Below are 16305 nucleotides of genomic sequence, written 5' to 3'. Positions count from 1 at the left end.
GCTGGAGAGGGGACGCCGACATGACGTTCGTGCAATTCAAAGAGGTCGTCAAAAAATACGATGCGAAAATCAGCGTAAATCACTTGAATTTGGATATCGCCCAAGGGGAAATATTCGGTCTGCTCGGCCCCAACGGAGCGGGTAAGAGCACGACCATCCATCTGCTGTCCGGCCTGCTGCCGACGGATGCCGGAGAAGTGTGGCTCGACGGCTATTCCGTAGCGAAGCGGCCGCTCGAGACGAAAAGCAGAATCGGTCTCGTTCCGCAGGAACTGGCCATTTACGAGCTGCTGTCGGCCAGAGAGAACGTCGCGTTTTTCGCCAAGCTGTACGGATTGCGGGGAAGTCTGCTGAAGGAACGGGTGGAGGAGGCGCTTGAATTCACCGGGCTGCGGAATTTCGCCAAAGACAGGCCGGCTACGTTCTCCGGCGGCATGAAGAGGCGGCTGAACATCGCTTGCGCGATCGTGCACCGTCCGAAGCTGATTATTATGGACGAACCGACCGTCGGCATCGACCCGCAGTCCCGCAATCATATTTTGGAGTCGGTCAGAAAGCTGAACGAGATGGGCTCTACGGTGATCTACACGAGCCATTACATGGAGGAAGTCGAAGCGATCAGCACGAAAATCGGCATTATGGATCAGGGCCGGCTGGTCGCGCACGGAACGAAGGAGGATTTGATCCTCCAGGCCGGCTTGGAGGAGAGACTGATGCTCGAGACGAACCGCTTGACGGACGAAGCCGCGGCCGAAATCCGCAGCCATCCCCGGGTGACCTCCTTCCAACGTCGGGAGGATGCGCAGCTGGAGCTGGTGCTGCAGGAATCGCAAGCGTATTTGCAGGATATTTTGTTCATCCTCACCAAGCATGAGTTGAAGCTGCAGAAGCTGACCCGGGTCGAGCCGGATTTGGAAAGCCTGTTTTTGGCGCTGACCGGCCGGACGCTGCGGGACAAAGCCTAGGAGGAACGACGATATGAGAATAGCGTTAGAGGTGGCCTGGAACGAGGCCGTCCGTCTATGCCGAATCCGCACCGTCATCTTGATGCTGCTGGGACTGCCGCTGCTGCTCATTTTCCTGCTCGGCAACGCCTTGCAAAGCGACCTCGAGCCTGTCCGTGTCTCCGTCTCCGTCGGCGACCGCGGGGCGATTGGCGAGGCGGCGGAACGTTATCTAACCTCCCCGGCCATAACCGGCTATGTCGACGCGCAACACCGCGCTAGCGAAGCCGAGGTTCGCGAAGACATGCGCGCGGGGGCGGCGGATTTCGGGTTCGCGCTGACCGAGGCGGGGGTTCGCTATTATCCCGGTCAGTTCATCGAACGCAACATGATCGCCGAATCCGTCCTGAACCGGTTCGTAGCGGACGCGAACGTCCGCCTGTCGGCGTCGGTTCTCGCCCCGGGTCTCTCCGGGGAAGCGGTCGAACAAAGCCTGTCAGCGGCTTACGCAAAGGAGCGGGTGCAGATCGGCACGCTGCTCTCCCGGGACAGCGTCGGTTTCGACAACTTCTCGGCCGTGCAATACTATTCGGTCGCTTACTTGGTCATGTTCCTGCTCTATTCCGGCATGTCGGCCGCCCTCAGCCTGACCGAGGAGCGGGAGAGGGGGACGCTGCTGCGCCTCTACTCGATGCCGGTATCCTTAAACGTTCTTCTGCTGGGAAAATTGATGGGCTTCGCCCTGTTCGCTTGCTTGCAGGCGATCGTGATCGTAGGGTTCACCCAAGCGGTGTACGGCGTCGATTGGGGCGTCAGCTACGCGTCCATCGCGCTCGTCTGCGTGCTCGTGTCGGCAGCGGCGATCGGCTTCGCCATCATTGTATGCTCCTTCGTCCGCAATCGCAGGGCGATCGAATCGATCTTCAGCCTTGTCATCGTCGCGATGACTTTCCTGAGCGGCGGGATGATCGCGGATATCGGCTCAGGCTTGCGCGAAATCGGCAAGTTCACGATCAATCATTGGGCGAACGAAGTGCTCCGCATTCTGATGGCGGGAGGCACGATGGGCGAAGGCTGGCGGGAAGCGCTCGTTCTCGTCGCGATCGCGGCGGCGGTCGTGACGGCGGCGATGCTTAGATTCCGAAAGGCGGTGGCGCTGGCGTGAGCAGTCTGATTATAGCGAATCTTCATATCCGCAGGACGCTGGGCAATCGCAAAGCGCTGATCGCGCTCGTCCTGCTTCCGATCCTGGTCATCTCGGGGATCGTCGGCCTGTTCGGCCGGTCGTCCGACGCCCGGGTTCCGGTCGTGCTGTTGAACGCGGACGGAGGCTGGCTTAGCGAGTCGGTGGCGGCCGCGCTTCGCGCCGGCGACATCTACGAGGTGCAGGAGCGGGAACCGGCCTCGGCCGATCTGGAACGGCTGAAGGACGAAGTGTATGACGATAAGCAGGGAGCGCTCGTCTACATCCCGCCGGACTTTACCGCCAAGCTGCTGAGCGGCGAGGAGACGGCGATCCAGCTCATCCGTAAAAACGAAAAGTCTTGGAACGTCTCGTTAGGACTGACGCTGTCGGAGACGACGAATCGCTTGGCAGGCACCGCTGCGCTGGCCGCGGCGGCGGAGGAGAGGCCGGAGGAGCGGGAAAGGCTCGTCCGCTCGATGCTGGAGAGGCAGGCGATCGAGGGCTTGCGCGTCGAACGGGAACAGATCGTCCATAGAGCCAACAATGCGCACGTGCTTGTCATCGGCCTTATGCTCGTGTTCGTGATGATGCTGGTCAATCAGTCCATTCACGGTGTCGTCGAAGATCGCGACAACCGGACGATGGCCCGAATCTTCGCGGCGCCGGTCCGGGCTTCGGGGATCGCCTTGGGCAACTTCCTCGGCTGCTTCCTGCTCGGGACGATTCAACTCGTGCTCATTCTCGCCGTGACCCGGTACGTCATCGGCTTCGACCTGGGCGTGCCGTTCGGCGTGCTCGTCGCGGTCATGGAATGCTTCCTGCTGGCGGCAGTCGGACTGTCCACCGCCGCTGCCGCTCTCGTGAAGAACAGCGCGATGCTCGGCAGCATCAACAATATGATCGTCATTCCGACCTGCATGCTCGGCGGCTGCTTCTGGCCGATCGCGATGATGCCGGACTTTATGCGGAAGCTGGCCAACTTCACGCCGCAGCGGTGGGCGATCTCCGCCCTTGAGCAGGCGTCCGCGGGCGAATCGTTGGCCGGTATCGGCCTTCAGCTCGGCGTGCTCGGGCTGTTCGCCGCCGTGCTGCTCGCCTTCGGCTCCTACGTGCTGCGTCCCGCCGACCGCTGAAGCGGCGGTTCATAACGAAATTCCGACGGGCTGCCCGGCGCTAGTGCGCGGGGCGGCCCATTCTTTTCAAAAAATAGGAATGAAAATAGTCAAGAAACCAAGTTGCCAGATCATAAGATGGAGTATAAGATAGAGTTAAGACACAATATTCTGACAATTCGGTCAACATCTCAAGCCATGCGAATAGGGCAGGAGGAGGGGATGGCCGTGAACCGCAGTCACGAAGTGGAATACTGCAATCTGGAGCTTCGCTTCGATCGAAGGCAAATCCAGAACTTGATCCGTGAGCTGATCCAGGACGGTTACTCCCTGTACTGGAACGAGAGCGAGCACCATTTTATCGTGTCGGTGCGAACGGGTCGCAAGCTGCTGAAGCTGAAGTTTCTGAGAACGATGGGACGTTACAAGATGGTAGGCAATTATCTGGTCAGGGACGAGAAGCTGGCGATCTGGATCGAGAAGCTGATCAACGATTCCCGCGGCCACGCCGTCGTCAAGAGATTTCACGATCGTCAGGTGCTTAGAATCGAGAATATCATGTTCGGTGAAATTATCCGACTCGTGGAGGTGTCCGGCATGGAACATCGCATTATTTTTCAGAAAAGGCCGCAAGTGACGGTGGAAGACATGGTGCAAGCGTTCAGGTCGAACAGAGCCGAGCTGCGAGCGGGTGTTCTGCGGCTTGAAATCGATTACGAGCTTGCCGTGCTGCACGAAGCGATCCAGAACGGATGGCAGGACGCCGTAGAAGCGAGCAAGGAAAAGCTGAAGGTCATGAGGACGGAAATGCTGCAGCTTGAGCTGTAACGCCCGCAACTCCGATATTTTCTCCTCCATATATTGAAAAGCGGAGCCTCATCCAAGAAGACGATGGCTCCGCTTTTTCTGTCGCTTCGGGGTCGACCGGTTAGGCCTGCGCGAATTCCAGCTCGATGTGGATTTTGATCGCGTCTCCGACGAGGAATCCGCCGGTCTCGAGTGCGGCGTTCCAGGACAGGCCGAATTCGGAGCGGTTGATCACGCCGTCGGCGACGACGCCAAACTTCGTGTTGCCCCAAGGGTCTTTGGCCGGACCGGAAATTTCGGTGTTCAGCGTAACGGATTTCGTGACGCCGGCAATCGTCAGGTCGCCGGTCAGCGCGTAATCTTCTCCGCCCTTGGAGACGAGCGCCGTCTTCTTGAACGAGATTTGCGGGAACTGCTCGGCATTGAAGAAGTCCGCGGATTTCAGGTGGCCGTCACGGCTTTCGTCCTTCGTGTCGATGCTGTTCACGTCGATCGTCAGCGAGGCCTCGAGGCTCGCGAGATCGGCCGGATCGGCGGATACCGACGCGTCGAAGTCGTTGAAGCTGCCCCGTACGTTCGTAATCATCATGTGCCGCACGCTGAACGTAATGCCGCTGTGGGATTTATCCAGGTTCCAAGTGCTTGCTGCCATCTTTGAACACATCCTTTATAAATTATATTAACTATTAAAATATAAGTAACGTAAAAATGCAAGAACTTTTTTTCATTCTGCCCTTTGGCGACGATCGAGGGAATGCAAATGATGGTTTTCATCTCCGGGCAAAAAGAGTACAATAGCCTTATTGTGAAAATTTTGCGCTAAAGGATGAAGAAAATCATGTCGAAAGCTAACATTGGCGTCGTCGGCCTGGCCGTCATGGGGCGCAACCTGGCTCTTAACATCGAGAGCCGCGGATTCACGGTCGCGGTGTATAACCGCTCGAGAGAGAAAACCGATGACCTGCTGAACACGGAAGGACAAGGCAAAAACCTTGTCGGCGCCTACTCTGTCGAAGAGTTCGTGAACTCCCTGGAGAAGCCCCGCAAAATTTTGATCATGGTACAAGCCGGAGCAGGCACCGACGCGACGATCGATTCCCTCGTGCCTCATCTGGATCAAGGCGATATCATTATCGACGGCGGCAACGCCTATTTCCCGGATACCCAGCGCCGCAGCAAGGATTTGACGGCCAAGGGCTTCCACTTCATCGGCACCGGCGTCTCCGGCGGCGAAGAAGGCGCGCTGAAAGGCCCGTCCATCATGCCGGGCGGACCGGAGGAAGCTTATCGTCTCGTCGAGCCGATTTTGACGGGCATATCCGCCAAGGTGAACGGAGATCCGTGCTGCACGTACATCGGACCGGACGGCGCCGGACACTACGTCAAAATGGTGCACAACGGCATCGAGTACGGCGACATGCAGCTCATCTGCGAAGCTTACCAATTGCTGAAGGACGTGCTCGGCGTCTCCACGGACGAGCTGCACGACATTTTCGGCGAGTGGAACAAGGGCGAGCTGGACAGCTATCTGATCGAAATCACGACCGACATCTTCGCGCAGAAGGACCCCGAGACCGGCAAGCCGATGGTCGACGTCATCCTTGACGCTGCGGGACAGAAGGGTACGGGCAAGTGGACGAGCCAAAGCGCGCTCGACCTCGGCGTGCCGCTGTCCATCATTACGGAGTCGGTATTCTCGCGCTTCCTCTCCGCGATGAAGGAAGAGCGCGTCGCTGCGAGCAAAGTGCTCAAAGGACCGCAAACGAAGCCGTTCCAAGGCGATAAGGCGGCGTTCATCGAGAGAGTGCGCAAGGCGCTGTTCGCCAGCAAAATCTGCTCCTACGCGCAAGGCTTCGCGCAAATGCGCGCCGCTTCCGAGGAGTATGGCTGGAACCTGCGCTACGGCGACATCGCGATGATTTTCCGCGGCGGCTGCATCATCCGCGCGCGTTTCCTGCAAAACATCAAAGACGCCTACGACCGCGACCCGCAACTTCGCAACCTGTTGCTGGACGAGTACTTCAAAGGCGTTGTCGAATCGTATCAGGACGCATGGCGCGAAGTCGTCACGACTGCGGTCGCTTACGGCGTTCCGGTTCCGTCGTTCGCCAGTGCGCTCGCTTACTACGACAGCTACCGTTCCGAACGTCTGCCGGCCAACCTGCTTCAGGCGCAGCGCGACTACTTCGGAGCGCATACGTTCAAGCGGGTGGACAAGGAAGGCACGTTCCACCACAACTGGATCCATTCCTAATGCTCTTGTTCGCGCGGCAGAAGCTCGCTTAGCATCGTGCGGAAGCAGTCGGTTTCTTGGCCGCTTGGGCTGCGCCGATGAAGCAGCAGCAAGGCCATGTCCGCGAAACAGGCAAAATGGGCAAGCAGCTGTGGCCGATCGAGTCCCGACCATTCGGGGGCTCTATCGGCCACTTTTTTCTTGATGAAGCCGAGCGCCCACAGGACGTCCTCGCGGCAGAGGGGATAAGAAGGGTCGAGAAGGCGGCGGAGAGGCTGCTCGAACGGCGGCTTCGGCCGGTAATTGTTCACGGTAGACATCACCTTTACTTTGCGCGCAGGATTGTACACTATCAAACTTACGGTAAAACTCTTCGTTTTATACCTTGGAATCGATATGCTATGATGGTTATAAAGTAAAAATAAAACATGGGACGAATTACGGCAGGAATGGGGAACGTGCATTGAGCGGTAGCGATTTCGGCATGAACATTATTCTTGTAGGCTTTATGGGAACCGGCAAGTCGACGGTCAGCCGTCTGTTGTCGGAGCGTCTCGGCTGGGAATGCCTGGACACGGACGAAGTCATCGGGAGATTGGCGGGCAAGTCCATTCCGCAAATTTTCGCGGAGGACGGAGAGACGGCTTTCCGGGACTGGGAGAGCGAAGCGGTGCGGGAAGCGTTGAGCGCGGAGCGGCGAATCGTCGCCACCGGCGGAGGCGCCGTGCTGCGCGAGAGCAACCGGCTGCAGATGCTGGAACGGGGCAGGGTCGTGGCGCTGACCGCGGACAAGGCGAGCTTGATCCGCCGCGTGACGAGCGCCGCCGAGGGCACGCGGCCGCTGCTGGCGGGCGATGCCGAGGCTCGCGTCTCGCAGCTGCTGGAGTCGAGGCGGCATGCCTACGATTTCGCGCATGCGAGAGTGGACACGACGGACAAGTCTCCCGAAGAAGTCGCCGAGGAGCTGCTTCGGGGGCTGCCGGAGGGCTGGCTGTAACGCTGAACGCGTAACCTCAGCCCTCGCGACGGCTTTTAAGCCTGGTCGAGCTCGTTCCAGGCAAGCATGCCGCCGAGCAGATTGGTGGCGCCCTCGTAGCCTAGCGAAGCGAGATACTGGCAAGCTCTGTCGCTGCGCGCTCCGCTGCGGCAGATGAGGATGACTTCCTCGTGCTTCGGGATTGCGTCGAGCTGCTGCGGCACTTGGCCGAGCGGAAGATGACGAGCGCCGTCGATCATGCCCTGAGCGACTTCTTCCTCTTCGCGAACGTCGATCATATGCGGAGTTTCCCCGGCGTCCAGCCGGGCTTTCAGTTCCTCCACGGTTATCGTTCCATAATGACTCATGCGGGGACCAGCCTTCCTTCCAAGAGTATAGCTTCATCATAAGAAAATGCGCACGGCGCTGTCAAACGATAGGCGGTAATGATTATGAGAATCGTGCTCGGCGTCGCTCTCGCGGGCTTTCTGGGAGCGCTCGCACGGTACGGGGTCGGATTTCTGTTCCCGGCCCCGGCGACACCGGATGCCTTTCCGTGGGCGACGGCATTCATCAACTTGTCGGGCTCGTTGCTGCTGGGCTTGCTGATCGGCTGGCTCGCGGGCCGATCGGCCTTGGCCTGGATCGGCGAGGCGCTCGGCACGGGCTTTCTCGGCGCGTATACGACGTTCAGCGCATTTAACGGGCAGCTGTGGCTGCTGCTGGAACATCAGGCCTACGGCTTCGCCGCGGCTTACTTATTCGCCAGCGCGGCAGCGGGCTGGGCGTTGGCTGCGCTGGGCTTGAGCTTGGGCAAGAGAGGGGCGAAGCGGACATGAGCGGTTTCGGTCTCGCATGCCTTGTCGGCCTGGGGGGAGCGGCGGGCACGCTGCTGCGCTTCGGAGTCGGCCGCTGGTTTTCTTCCAAGGACAAGCCCGGATTTTACGGCACGCTTGCCGTGAATCTGGCCGGTTCGCTGGCGCTGGGCGTATTTATCGGACTTGGACTGGAGCAGCGCAACGCCGCGGCCTACGCTTTTGCCGGAATCGGCTTTCTGGGCGGGCTGACGACCTACTCCACCCTGAACGTGCAGAAAGCGACGATGCTTCGCGGAGGCGCGGCCGCAAGGCGGCCGCTGATCGTCTACTTGGCCGCGACTTACGCCGGCGGCCTGGCGCTGACCGCGGTCGGCGTCGGATTAGGCTGGCTAATCTATCATTAATAGCTTCCAAGGAGCGTGTATAACGAACATGGATATGATTGTAACTCCGACTGGCAAACTGAACGGCGAGATTCAAGCGCTGTCCTCGAAAAATTATACGACCCGCTATCTGCTCGTCTCCGCGCTGGCGGAAGGAACGAGCACGATTCTGTACCCTGCGCACAGCGAAGACGGCGAAGCGATGCGGCGCTGCATCCGCGACCTCGGCGCGGTCGTTGAGGAAGACGACGAGAAGATCGTCATTACCGGCTTCGGCCGCAACCCTCGTCCGACGAAGGAACTGGACGTAGGCAACGCAGGCGCCGTGCTTCGTTTCATTATGTCCGTGGCGGCTTTGCTCCCCGAAGTGCATTTCGTCAATTCGTACCCGGCTTCCCTAGGCAAGCGTCCGCACGACGACTTGATCGTCGCGCTGGAGAGCATGGGCGTTCGGATCGAGCATCAGAACGGGAGGCTGCCGATGACGATTCGCGGCGGTCAGCCCTGCGGCGGCAAAATCCAGGTATCGGGCAACGTCAGCTCCCAGTTTCTCAGCTCCCTGCTGTTCTTGACGCCGCTTCTGGACGAGGACAGCGAAATCGAAGTGCTGCACGACCTGAAATCGAAAGTCGTCGTCGGCCAGACGCTGGAGGTGCTGGAGCAAGCGGGCATCGTTATCGAGGCGTCCGAAGATCTGATGCGCTACCGGATTCCCGGCAAGCAGAAATATAAAGCCCAGACGTACGTCGTCCAGGGCGACTACCCGGGTTCGGCGGCCCTTCTGGCCGCCGCGGCCGTCACCGAATCGGACGTCGTCGTTCACCGGCTGAAGGAAGACAGCAAGCAGGGCGAGCGAGCCGTCGTCGACGTGCTGAAGGCGATGAACGTTCCGCTTACGCATGAGAACGGCATCGTGCACGTCAAGGGCAACGGCAAGCTGACGGCGGGCGAATTCGACGGGGACGAGTTCACCGACGGCGTGCTGGCGATGGTCGCCGCAGCCGTGTTCGCGGAAGGCACTTCCCGTTTCTATAACGTGGAGAACTTGCGCTACAAGGAATGCGACCGCATTACCGACTACTTGACGGAGCTCCGCAAGGCGGGCGCGAACGTCGAGGAGAAGCGGGACGAGATTATCGTCCACGGCCGTCCGGAAGGCGTGGAAGGGGGCGTGGAGATCGACGCCCACTACGATCACCGCGTCATTATGGCGCTGACGATCGTCGGCCTTCGTTCGGCCAAGCCGATTCGCATCAAGGACGCGCACCACGTCGCCAAATCGTATCCGATCTATTTCGACCATCTGAAGTCGCTTGGCGCCCAGGTCGAATGGACAGACTAACCGGGTTCGCCCGTTTCTAAAATAAGGGAGGCTTGAAGGATGGCTTACGTTCACCCGTCCCGCGAAGAGATTAAACGAATTTTGGAGCAATCCGCCACGATCGCCGTCGTCGGTCTGTCCGACGACCCGTCGAAGACGTCGCATATGGTGTCCGAAGCGATGCAGCGCAAAGGCTATCGCATCATTCCGGTCAATCCGAACGCGGAGACGATTCTCGGAGAGAAAGTGTACGCTTCGTTGAAGGACATTCCGGAGCCGGTAGACATCGTCAACGTATTCCGCCGTCCGGAGCATACGCCTCCGATCGCCCGGGAAGCCGTCGAGATCGGCGCCAAGACGCTGTGGCTGCAGCTCGGCATTCTGAACGAGGAAGCGGGAGCGCTCGCCGCCGAAGGCGGGCTTAACGTGATCATGGATCGCTGCATTAAAGTGGAAGATTCCATCCTGCTGCCGAACGGTAAGGCTTAAGCAGATAGCCCGTTCCCTTCCGCGGCGCCGTCGTCCTGGCTGACGGCGGCGCCGCGAGATCGTTGCGGGGAGGAGGAGACGCATGTACGGAATCGGTTACCTGCAAAGGCTGGGCCGGGCGATGATGCTGCCGATGACGGTGCTGCCGGCCGCGGCCATCTTTCTGATGCTGGCGCGGCTGCCGTGGGATTCGTTTGGATGGGAGCAAGTGCCCGAGATGCTGCACGCCGCGGGCATGGCGATTTTTGAATACGTTCCCTACGTGTTTGCCATCGGCATCGCGCTCGGGATGTCCAACCAGTCCGCGACGGCGGGCATGGGGGCGCTCGTCGGGATGTTTATTTTTCATGTCGTGGCCCACACCTACGATCCGAACGGCGTTCAGCCATCGATGTTCGCCGGAGCGGTCATCGGCATTTTGTCCGCTTGGGCGCACGACCGCTTCAAGTCTTTCCGGCTGCCCGAGTATTTGCAGTTCCTTGGAGGCTCGCGGTTCGTTCCGTTGTTCATGAGCGCCGTGTCGCTCGCGTTCGCCTGGTTGATGATCGGTCTCGGAGAAGGGCTGCAGAGCTGGGCGGCTTCGGCGGGAACGCTCGTCTATTCCGCAGGCGGCTTCGGTGTGTTCCTGTACGGGTTTCTGCACCGCATTCTCGTCGCCTTCGGACTGCACCATATTTTGAATCATCTGTTCTGGTTTCAGGTCGGGGAATATCAAGGGGCGGACGGAGCGGTCTACTTCGGCGATCTGCCGCGCTTCTTCGCCGGGGACACTACCGCGGGCATCTTCATGGCCGGACTATATCCGACGATGATGTTCGCCTTGCCCGCCGTCGCCTTCGCGATCATTCACGAGGCGCGCGAGGACTTGAAGCCGAAGACGAGCAAGCAGTTTCGCGCGGCCGCGCTCGGCTCGTTCCTGACGGGCATTACGGAGCCGGTCGAATTCGCCTTTCTGTTCGTCGCGCCGTACTTGTTCCTCATTCACGCGGTGTTGTCGGGCGGGATCATGTGGCTCGTCTACGAGCTCGACATCCATCACGGCTTCGCGTTCTCCGCCGGAGTGCTCGAATACTTGGTCAACCTGCCGCTTGCCCAGAGAGGCTGGCTGCTGCTGCCGATCGGGGCGGCTACGGGATTGCTGTATTACGTGCTGTTCCGGTGGAGCATCCGCCGCTTCCAGCTCGCCACTCCGGGTCGCGAGGATTCGACCCGGCTGGACGATTGGGCGGGGGACATCCCTTACCGGGCCCCGCTTATTCTGCAAGCGCTCGGCGGCAAGGAGAACATGGTTCGGCTCGAAGCCTGCATCACCCGGTTGAGGCTGACTTTGGAGGACGACCGCAAAGTCGACGTGCAGTCGCTGCGCCACCTCGGGGCGGCGGGCGTCATTCGCCTTGGCGGTGGCCACGTGCAAGTCGTATTCGGCACGTTCTCCGAACTGATCCGGGAAGAAATCCACAAGATCATGCAGACCGACGTGCAGCAGATCCAGTTCCATTCCCCGGTGCAGGGGAGGATGATTCCGCTCGAGGAGGTCGACGATCCGATCTTCTCCGGACGGCTCGTCGGCCGGGGCGTCGCGTTCGTCCCGGACAAGGGAGAACTGGTCGCTCCGGTGCAAGGCAAGATCATCCACATCCACCCTTCGCTCCATGCGATCGGTCTCGTGACGAAGGACGGCCTGGAAGTGCTGCTGCACGTCGGCATCAACACCTCCCAGTTGGAAGGCAAAGGCTTCACGGCGCTCGTCAAGATGGGAGACGAAGTGTCTCCGGGCCAGCCGCTGCTGAAGTTCCATATTCCGACGCTGAAGCAGCACGCCAAATCGCTGGAGACTCCGATGGTCATTACGAATAGCGACAAGGTCAAGTCCTGGAGGTTCGCTCCGTATAAAGCGGTTAAAAAGGGTCAGGCCGCAGTCATGTCGGTTGTCGTGCACGAGAGAGAGAACAAGGGGGCGGAGAAATGATACAGGCATTGGGGGCGTCGCAGGGGATCGCGATCGGCAAAGCCTTCGTGCTTCCGCATTGGGAGTGGGAGCTGCCGGATCAGAAGATCGACGTAGGCGATCTGGCCAAGGAGTTCGACCGGCTGTACGAGGGGATTCGCCGTTCGAAGACGGAGATCAGCCAGATGAAGACGGAGCTGGACGAGGCGGTCGGCTCCGAGGAGGCGAGCATCTTCGACGCCCATCTCGCGATTCTGGAAGATCCGGTGTTCATGAACGAAATTCAGGGCATCATCCAGCGGCAGTATAAGGTGGCCGAAGTCGCCGTCAAGGAAGCGATCGATCACTTCGTCACGATGTTCGACCTTCTGGACGACGAGTATATGAAAGAGAGAGCGCTGGACATCAAGGACGTGGGCAACCGGCTCCTGAAGCATTTGCTCGGCGCGCCGGAGATTTCGCTGCCTGAGGATACCCAGCCCTTCGTACTCGTCGTGCGGGAGCTGTCGCCTTCGCAGCTCGTTCATCTGAAGCCGGAGCTCGTGCTCGGCATCGTGACGATGGTCGGCAGCCCGACGTCGCATTCGGCGATCATGGCGCGGGCGTTCGGCATTCCGATGGTAATGGGCGCGGAAGGCAAGCTGGAGCAGCCGATCGGCACGGGAGATCTGCTGATTCTCGACGGCGAGACGGGCATGCTTCAGGTCGATCCGACGCCGGAAATGGTTGCCCGCTACACGGAGATGCGCCGGCGGCTGATCGCGCAGAAGGAGCAGCTGCTCAAGCTGGCCGAAGTGCCTTCGGTGACGATGGACGGCCTGTCGATCACGCTGGCGGCGAACATCAGCTCTCTGAAGGAGCTGGAAGCGGCGCTGGGCAACGGCGCGCAGGGCGTGGGCTTGTTCCGGACGGAGTTCCTGTACATGGACAGATCTCATTTTCCTTCAGAAGAGGAGCAGTTCGAGGTGTATCGGACCGCCGTACAGAAGCTGAAAGGCGAGACGCTGGTCGTCCGCACGCTCGACATCGGCGGAGACAAGCAGCTGGACTACTACGAAATGCCCGAGGAGGAGAATCCGTTCCTCGGCTTCCGGGCGATCCGCTTCAGCCTCAAGCGCAAAGATTTGTTCAAAATCCAGCTTCGCGCCATTCTCCGGGCGTCGAACTACGGCGACGTGCAGATCATGTATCCGCTGATCACGTCCGTCGAAGAGGTGCGCGAAGCGAACGAGGTGCTGGCCGAAGCTAAGCGCGAACTGGAAGCCGAAGGCGTTCCGTTCCGCTCCGATATCAAGGCTGGCATCATGGTCGAAGTTCCGGCCGCCGTGGCGATCGCCGATATTTTGGCCGAGGAGGCGTCGTTCTTCAGCATCGGCACGAACGACCTGATCCAGTTCACGCTGGCGGTCGACCGGATGAACGAGCAGATCAGCCACATGTACGAACCGTTCCACCCGGCGATTTTGCGGATGATCCGCTCGGTCGCGCAAGCCGCCAAGGCGAAGGGAATCCCCGTCAATATTTGCGGGGAGATCGCCGGCGACGTGAACGCGCTGCCGATCTGGCTCGCTCTTGGCATCGACGAGCTGAGCCTCTCCGCGCAGGCGATTCTGCCGGTGAAGGAGCGCCTGCTGCGCTCCAAAGCCTCCGACAGCCGCAGGCTGCTCGACGGTCTGTTCCGCTGCAGGACGTCGAAGGAAGCGCGCGAGCTCGCCCGCCAGTTCCACGCAGAAGCCGCGCTCGCCCCGGGCAGCGCCAACCCGCTTGTGTAACGTGAACGGCCGGCCGCCGCATTCGTGCGCGCTAAAAAGCCCGCTCCGAGCGCCAGAAGCGGCAGCCGGGCGGGCGAGGGCCAAATGCGGCGCGATAAGCTGCCAGCGTTAGCGGCCGAACAGCAGGTCGCAGAACGCCTTCGCGTACGGCGGAAGATCGGGCGGTCTGCGGGCGGAGACGAGATTGCGGTCGACGACGACAGCCTCGTCCACCCATGTCGCTCCGGCGTTTTCCATGTCGTCGCGAATGCCGGGCGTCGAGGTTACCGTCCTGCCGTTTAAGATTTTGGCGGAGACGAGCACCCATCCCGCATGGCAGATTTGGCCGATCGGCTTGCCGGCGGCGTCCATCCGGCGCACGAACTCGAGCACGCGGGGGTCTCTGCGGATTTTGTCCGGGGCCCAGCCTCCGGGAACGAGCAAGCCGTCGAATTTGTCGGCGTCCAGCCCGTCGTACGAGATGTCGGCCACGGCGGGAACACCGTACTTGCCGATGTGCTTGCGGCCTTGCTCCGGTCCGGCGTACAGCACTTCCGCGCCTTCTTCGCGCGCGCGGTAGACGGGATACCAAAGCTCCAAATCTTCGAATTCGTCATCCAGCAAACATACGACTCTTTTGGTCGAGGCCAAGGCAGGCCACCTCCATTTCGATAGAACGATAGGGATCAGACCTCCATTGTACCAGAACTTGGCCCTTCCTTCACGTTCGCGACCAGGCAAGAGAGAGAGGAGTGATCCCATGAAGGGAAAATGGAGATACATACCGGCGCTGCTCTGCATGATCGCCATATTCATATCCTCGTCGCGAAGCGGCGACCAGCTCGACAGCGTGCTGCCGTGGGTTCAGCGCTGGCTGCCTTTTTTATCCGATTTTAATCCGATGCACTACGTCGCCTATTTCATCCTGGCCTTGACGATCGCGTACGGGATGGGCGCGCGATCGGCGACATGGAGAGGCTGTCTGCTTAATATCGCCGTTTGCGTCGTGTACGGACTGACGGACGAATGGCACCAATCGTTCGTGCCGATGCGCAGCCCGGATCCGCTCGACCTGCTTCACGACGGCATGGGAGCCGCGGCGGCGAGCCTGCTCGTGCTGCTGATCTACCGACTATTTAATAGGCGCCGTTCCAGAAATTACACCGCTTCATGAGCAGGAGAAAAAGCGCCGGTGAGCGAATAGGTTACGGATAGCTCTTTGTAATTAAGGAGAGAATGCCGTTGCTTAAACGTTGCTCATGCGGAGAAGAAATGAGCCTGGGTCTCCGTACCGTCATTTTCGCGAGAAAAGTCAATATCATCAACGTCCCGGTGTACAATTGTCCGGGATGCGGTAGGAACGACGTGTTTCCGGGCGTGAAGGAGGATGTCGGCAAGCTGGTCGGCCAGCTTGGCGCCAGACCCGACCCAGGCAGTATCCCGTTCGATCAGGTTCACGAATGGGCCGGCGTTCTGTCGCAGGCGCTGCACGTTTCCGAATCGCTGCAAGCGGCGGCGATCGCGAGGGCGACCGAGGAGAGAATCGATCAACTGCTCGATCTGCTGCTTATCGCTTCATCGCTGGACGACGAACGCTGGAAGAACGAAATACATACGCGTCTGAGCCAATTAAGTGCCCAATACGTTTCATAGCGCAGATGAGAGGGGCTGTCCCGGAAGGGACAACCCCTCTTGTATTTCGGAGAGGGTATTTTGCGCGCCAACCCATTTTCTGCTACGATATTCGTAACGATTTTCAAGGAGGGAACTACCTAATGGCCAATCTGCAACAGCTTACGTCTCTAGAGCAATGGAACGCCGTGCTGGAAGGGTCTTCGGGCAAGCCGCTGCTCGTATTCAAGCACAGCACAAGCTGCCCGATCAGCGCCGGAGCCCGCGAAGAGACGGTTCGTTATATCGATAACGATCGTTCGGAAAAAGTGGATTACGCGATCGTCCATGTCATCGAGGACCGCCCGGTCAGCAACGAGATCGCGGAGCGGCTCGGCGTCAAGCACGCTTCCCCCCAGGTCATTCTGGTGAAGGACGGGGAGGCGGTATGGAACACTTCCCACTGGCATATTACTTACGACTTCCTGTCCGAAAAGTTCGGCGCTTCGGCTAACGGCTCTTAAGGTTGGATGAAGACCGGGACTGAGGAACGGAACGTAGTGGAAGCTACGTGAGTACCGGAAGGCCCGGCTGAATGCAAGATTCGACGCCGAACCCGCTTCTCCGAGCCCCTTCGTGATCAAAATTGGACTTTTTGAACTACCGTTCAAATGAAGGTTCAAAAAGTCCGGTTTTCAGCACCGAGAAGGTTGTATGAAGCTTAGG

The 16305-nt window shown here is 59.7% G+C and carries 19 protein-coding genes; 15 read left to right on the top strand and 4 right to left on the bottom strand.

The features are described from left to right. The first annotated feature begins 20 nt into the window (after nucleotides 1–20). The 4 genes from ACESLM_RS10275 (at nucleotide 21) to ACESLM_RS10260 (ending at nucleotide 4070) form a co-directional block, all read left to right on the top strand. Nucleotides 21–965: an ABC transporter ATP-binding protein gene (locus ACESLM_RS10275; protein ID WP_372631476.1), complete on the top strand. Its 945-nt coding sequence runs from the start codon at nucleotides 21–23 to the stop codon at nucleotides 963–965. 13 nt (nucleotides 966–978) lie between these two features. Next, nucleotides 979–2109 (top strand): ABC transporter permease, encoded by a 1131-nt coding sequence (locus ACESLM_RS10270; protein ID WP_372631475.1) that lies wholly within the window; start codon nucleotides 979–981, stop codon nucleotides 2107–2109. Next, on the top strand, nucleotides 2106–3263 hold the full coding sequence (locus ACESLM_RS10265; protein ID WP_372631474.1) for an ABC transporter permease: 1158 nt from the start codon (nucleotides 2106–2108) through the stop codon (nucleotides 3261–3263). The genes ACESLM_RS10270 and ACESLM_RS10265 overlap by 4 nt, the downstream gene beginning before the upstream one ends. A gap of 207 nt (nucleotides 3264–3470) precedes the next feature. Continuing rightward, the gene (locus tag ACESLM_RS10260) at nucleotides 3471–4070 is read left to right on the top strand and encodes a hypothetical protein (protein WP_372631473.1); all 600 of its coding nucleotides are present in this window, start codon (nucleotides 3471–3473) and stop codon (nucleotides 4068–4070) included. A gap of 100 nt (nucleotides 4071–4170) precedes the next feature. On the opposite strand, the gene ACESLM_RS10255 is transcribed toward ACESLM_RS10260, so the two are convergent. Further along, nucleotides 4171–4701: a YceI family protein gene (locus ACESLM_RS10255; RefSeq protein ID WP_372631472.1), complete on the bottom strand. Its 531-nt coding sequence runs from the start codon at nucleotides 4699–4701 to the stop codon at nucleotides 4171–4173. A gap of 186 nt (nucleotides 4702–4887) precedes the next feature. On the opposite strand from ACESLM_RS10255, the gene gndA reads away from it, so the two are divergent. Then, nucleotides 4888–6303: an NADP-dependent phosphogluconate dehydrogenase gene (gndA, locus tag ACESLM_RS10250; protein WP_372631471.1), complete on the top strand. Its 1416-nt coding sequence runs from the start codon at nucleotides 4888–4890 to the stop codon at nucleotides 6301–6303. Here the strand turns inward: gndA and ACESLM_RS10245 are convergent. Then, nucleotides 6300–6593: a hypothetical protein gene (locus tag ACESLM_RS10245; protein WP_094041550.1), complete on the bottom strand. Its 294-nt coding sequence runs from the start codon at nucleotides 6591–6593 to the stop codon at nucleotides 6300–6302. The two genes, gndA and ACESLM_RS10245, sit on opposite strands and share 4 nt — an antisense overlap. A gap of 152 nt (nucleotides 6594–6745) precedes the next feature. Here ACESLM_RS10245 and ACESLM_RS10240 point away from each other — a divergent pair, with 152 nt between their 5' ends. Next, nucleotides 6746–7279, top strand: coding sequence for a shikimate kinase (locus ACESLM_RS10240; RefSeq protein ID WP_372631470.1), 534 nt, complete (start codon nucleotides 6746–6748; stop codon nucleotides 7277–7279). A 35-nt stretch (nucleotides 7280–7314) separates the two neighbouring features. Here the strand turns inward: ACESLM_RS10240 and ACESLM_RS10235 are convergent, their stop codons facing one another. Beyond that, on the bottom strand, nucleotides 7315–7626 hold the full coding sequence (locus ACESLM_RS10235; RefSeq protein WP_094041549.1) for a rhodanese-like domain-containing protein: 312 nt from the start codon (nucleotides 7624–7626) through the stop codon (nucleotides 7315–7317). A gap of 84 nt (nucleotides 7627–7710) precedes the next feature. Here ACESLM_RS10235 and ACESLM_RS10230 point away from each other — a divergent pair, with 84 nt between their 5' ends. The 6 genes from ACESLM_RS10230 to ptsP all read left to right on the top strand — a co-directional run bounded on the left by ACESLM_RS10230 (nucleotide 7711) and on the right by ptsP (nucleotide 13989). Continuing rightward, a complete protein-coding gene (locus ACESLM_RS10230) occupies nucleotides 7711–8097 on the top strand; it encodes a fluoride efflux transporter FluC (protein WP_372631469.1) in 387 nt (128 codons plus the stop codon). Beyond that, nucleotides 8094–8480 (top strand): fluoride efflux transporter FluC, encoded by a 387-nt coding sequence (locus ACESLM_RS10225; RefSeq protein ID WP_372631468.1) that lies wholly within the window; start codon nucleotides 8094–8096, stop codon nucleotides 8478–8480. The genes ACESLM_RS10230 and ACESLM_RS10225 overlap by 4 nt, the downstream gene beginning before the upstream one ends. A gap of 28 nt (nucleotides 8481–8508) precedes the next feature. Next, entirely contained in the window at nucleotides 8509–9801 is a 1293-nt protein-coding gene (aroA, locus tag ACESLM_RS10220; protein ID WP_372631466.1) for a 3-phosphoshikimate 1-carboxyvinyltransferase, read from the top strand. A 39-nt stretch (nucleotides 9802–9840) separates the two neighbouring features. Beyond that, complete coding sequence (locus ACESLM_RS10215; protein ID WP_094041545.1) at nucleotides 9841–10269, top strand: CoA-binding protein; 429 nt, start codon at nucleotides 9841–9843, stop codon at nucleotides 10267–10269. 82 nt (nucleotides 10270–10351) lie between these two features. Further along, on the top strand, nucleotides 10352–12238 hold the full coding sequence (locus ACESLM_RS10210) for a glucose PTS transporter subunit IIA (RefSeq protein ID WP_372631464.1): 1887 nt from the start codon (nucleotides 10352–10354) through the stop codon (nucleotides 12236–12238). Then, nucleotides 12235–13989 (top strand): phosphoenolpyruvate--protein phosphotransferase, encoded by a 1755-nt coding sequence (gene ptsP / locus ACESLM_RS10205; protein WP_372631463.1) that lies wholly within the window; start codon nucleotides 12235–12237, stop codon nucleotides 13987–13989. Before ACESLM_RS10210 ends, ptsP begins: the two co-directional genes overlap by 4 nt. Before the next feature lie 108 nt (nucleotides 13990–14097). Here the strand turns inward: ptsP and ACESLM_RS10200 are convergent, their stop codons facing one another. After that, nucleotides 14098–14619, bottom strand: coding sequence for a type 1 glutamine amidotransferase domain-containing protein (locus ACESLM_RS10200; protein WP_372631462.1), 522 nt, complete (start codon nucleotides 14617–14619; stop codon nucleotides 14098–14100). Nucleotides 14620–14728: 109 nt separating this feature from the next. Here ACESLM_RS10200 and ACESLM_RS10195 point away from each other — a divergent pair, with 109 nt between their 5' ends. From ACESLM_RS10195 to ytxJ, 3 genes are all read left to right on the top strand, one after another. Then, nucleotides 14729–15142: a VanZ family protein gene (locus ACESLM_RS10195; protein ID WP_372631461.1), complete on the top strand. Its 414-nt coding sequence runs from the start codon at nucleotides 14729–14731 to the stop codon at nucleotides 15140–15142. Nucleotides 15143–15210: 68 nt separating this feature from the next. Further along, nucleotides 15211–15621 carry a hypothetical protein gene (locus ACESLM_RS10190; RefSeq protein WP_372631460.1) on the top strand — a complete coding sequence of 137 codons (411 nt, stop codon included), beginning with the start codon at nucleotides 15211–15213 and terminating at the stop codon, nucleotides 15619–15621. Nucleotides 15622–15743: 122 nt separating this feature from the next. Beyond that, a complete protein-coding gene (ytxJ, locus tag ACESLM_RS10185; protein ID WP_372631459.1) occupies nucleotides 15744–16103 on the top strand; it encodes a bacillithiol system redox-active protein YtxJ in 360 nt (119 codons plus the stop codon). Nucleotides 16104–16305 lie beyond the last annotated feature (202 nt).

Source organism: Cohnella sp. (genome assembly GCF_041641335.1).
Lineage (GTDB): Bacteria > Bacillota > Bacilli > Paenibacillales > Paenibacillaceae > Cohnella.
Note: the sequence above shows the minus strand (reverse complement) of the source record. Positions and strands in the feature narration are given on the sequence as shown.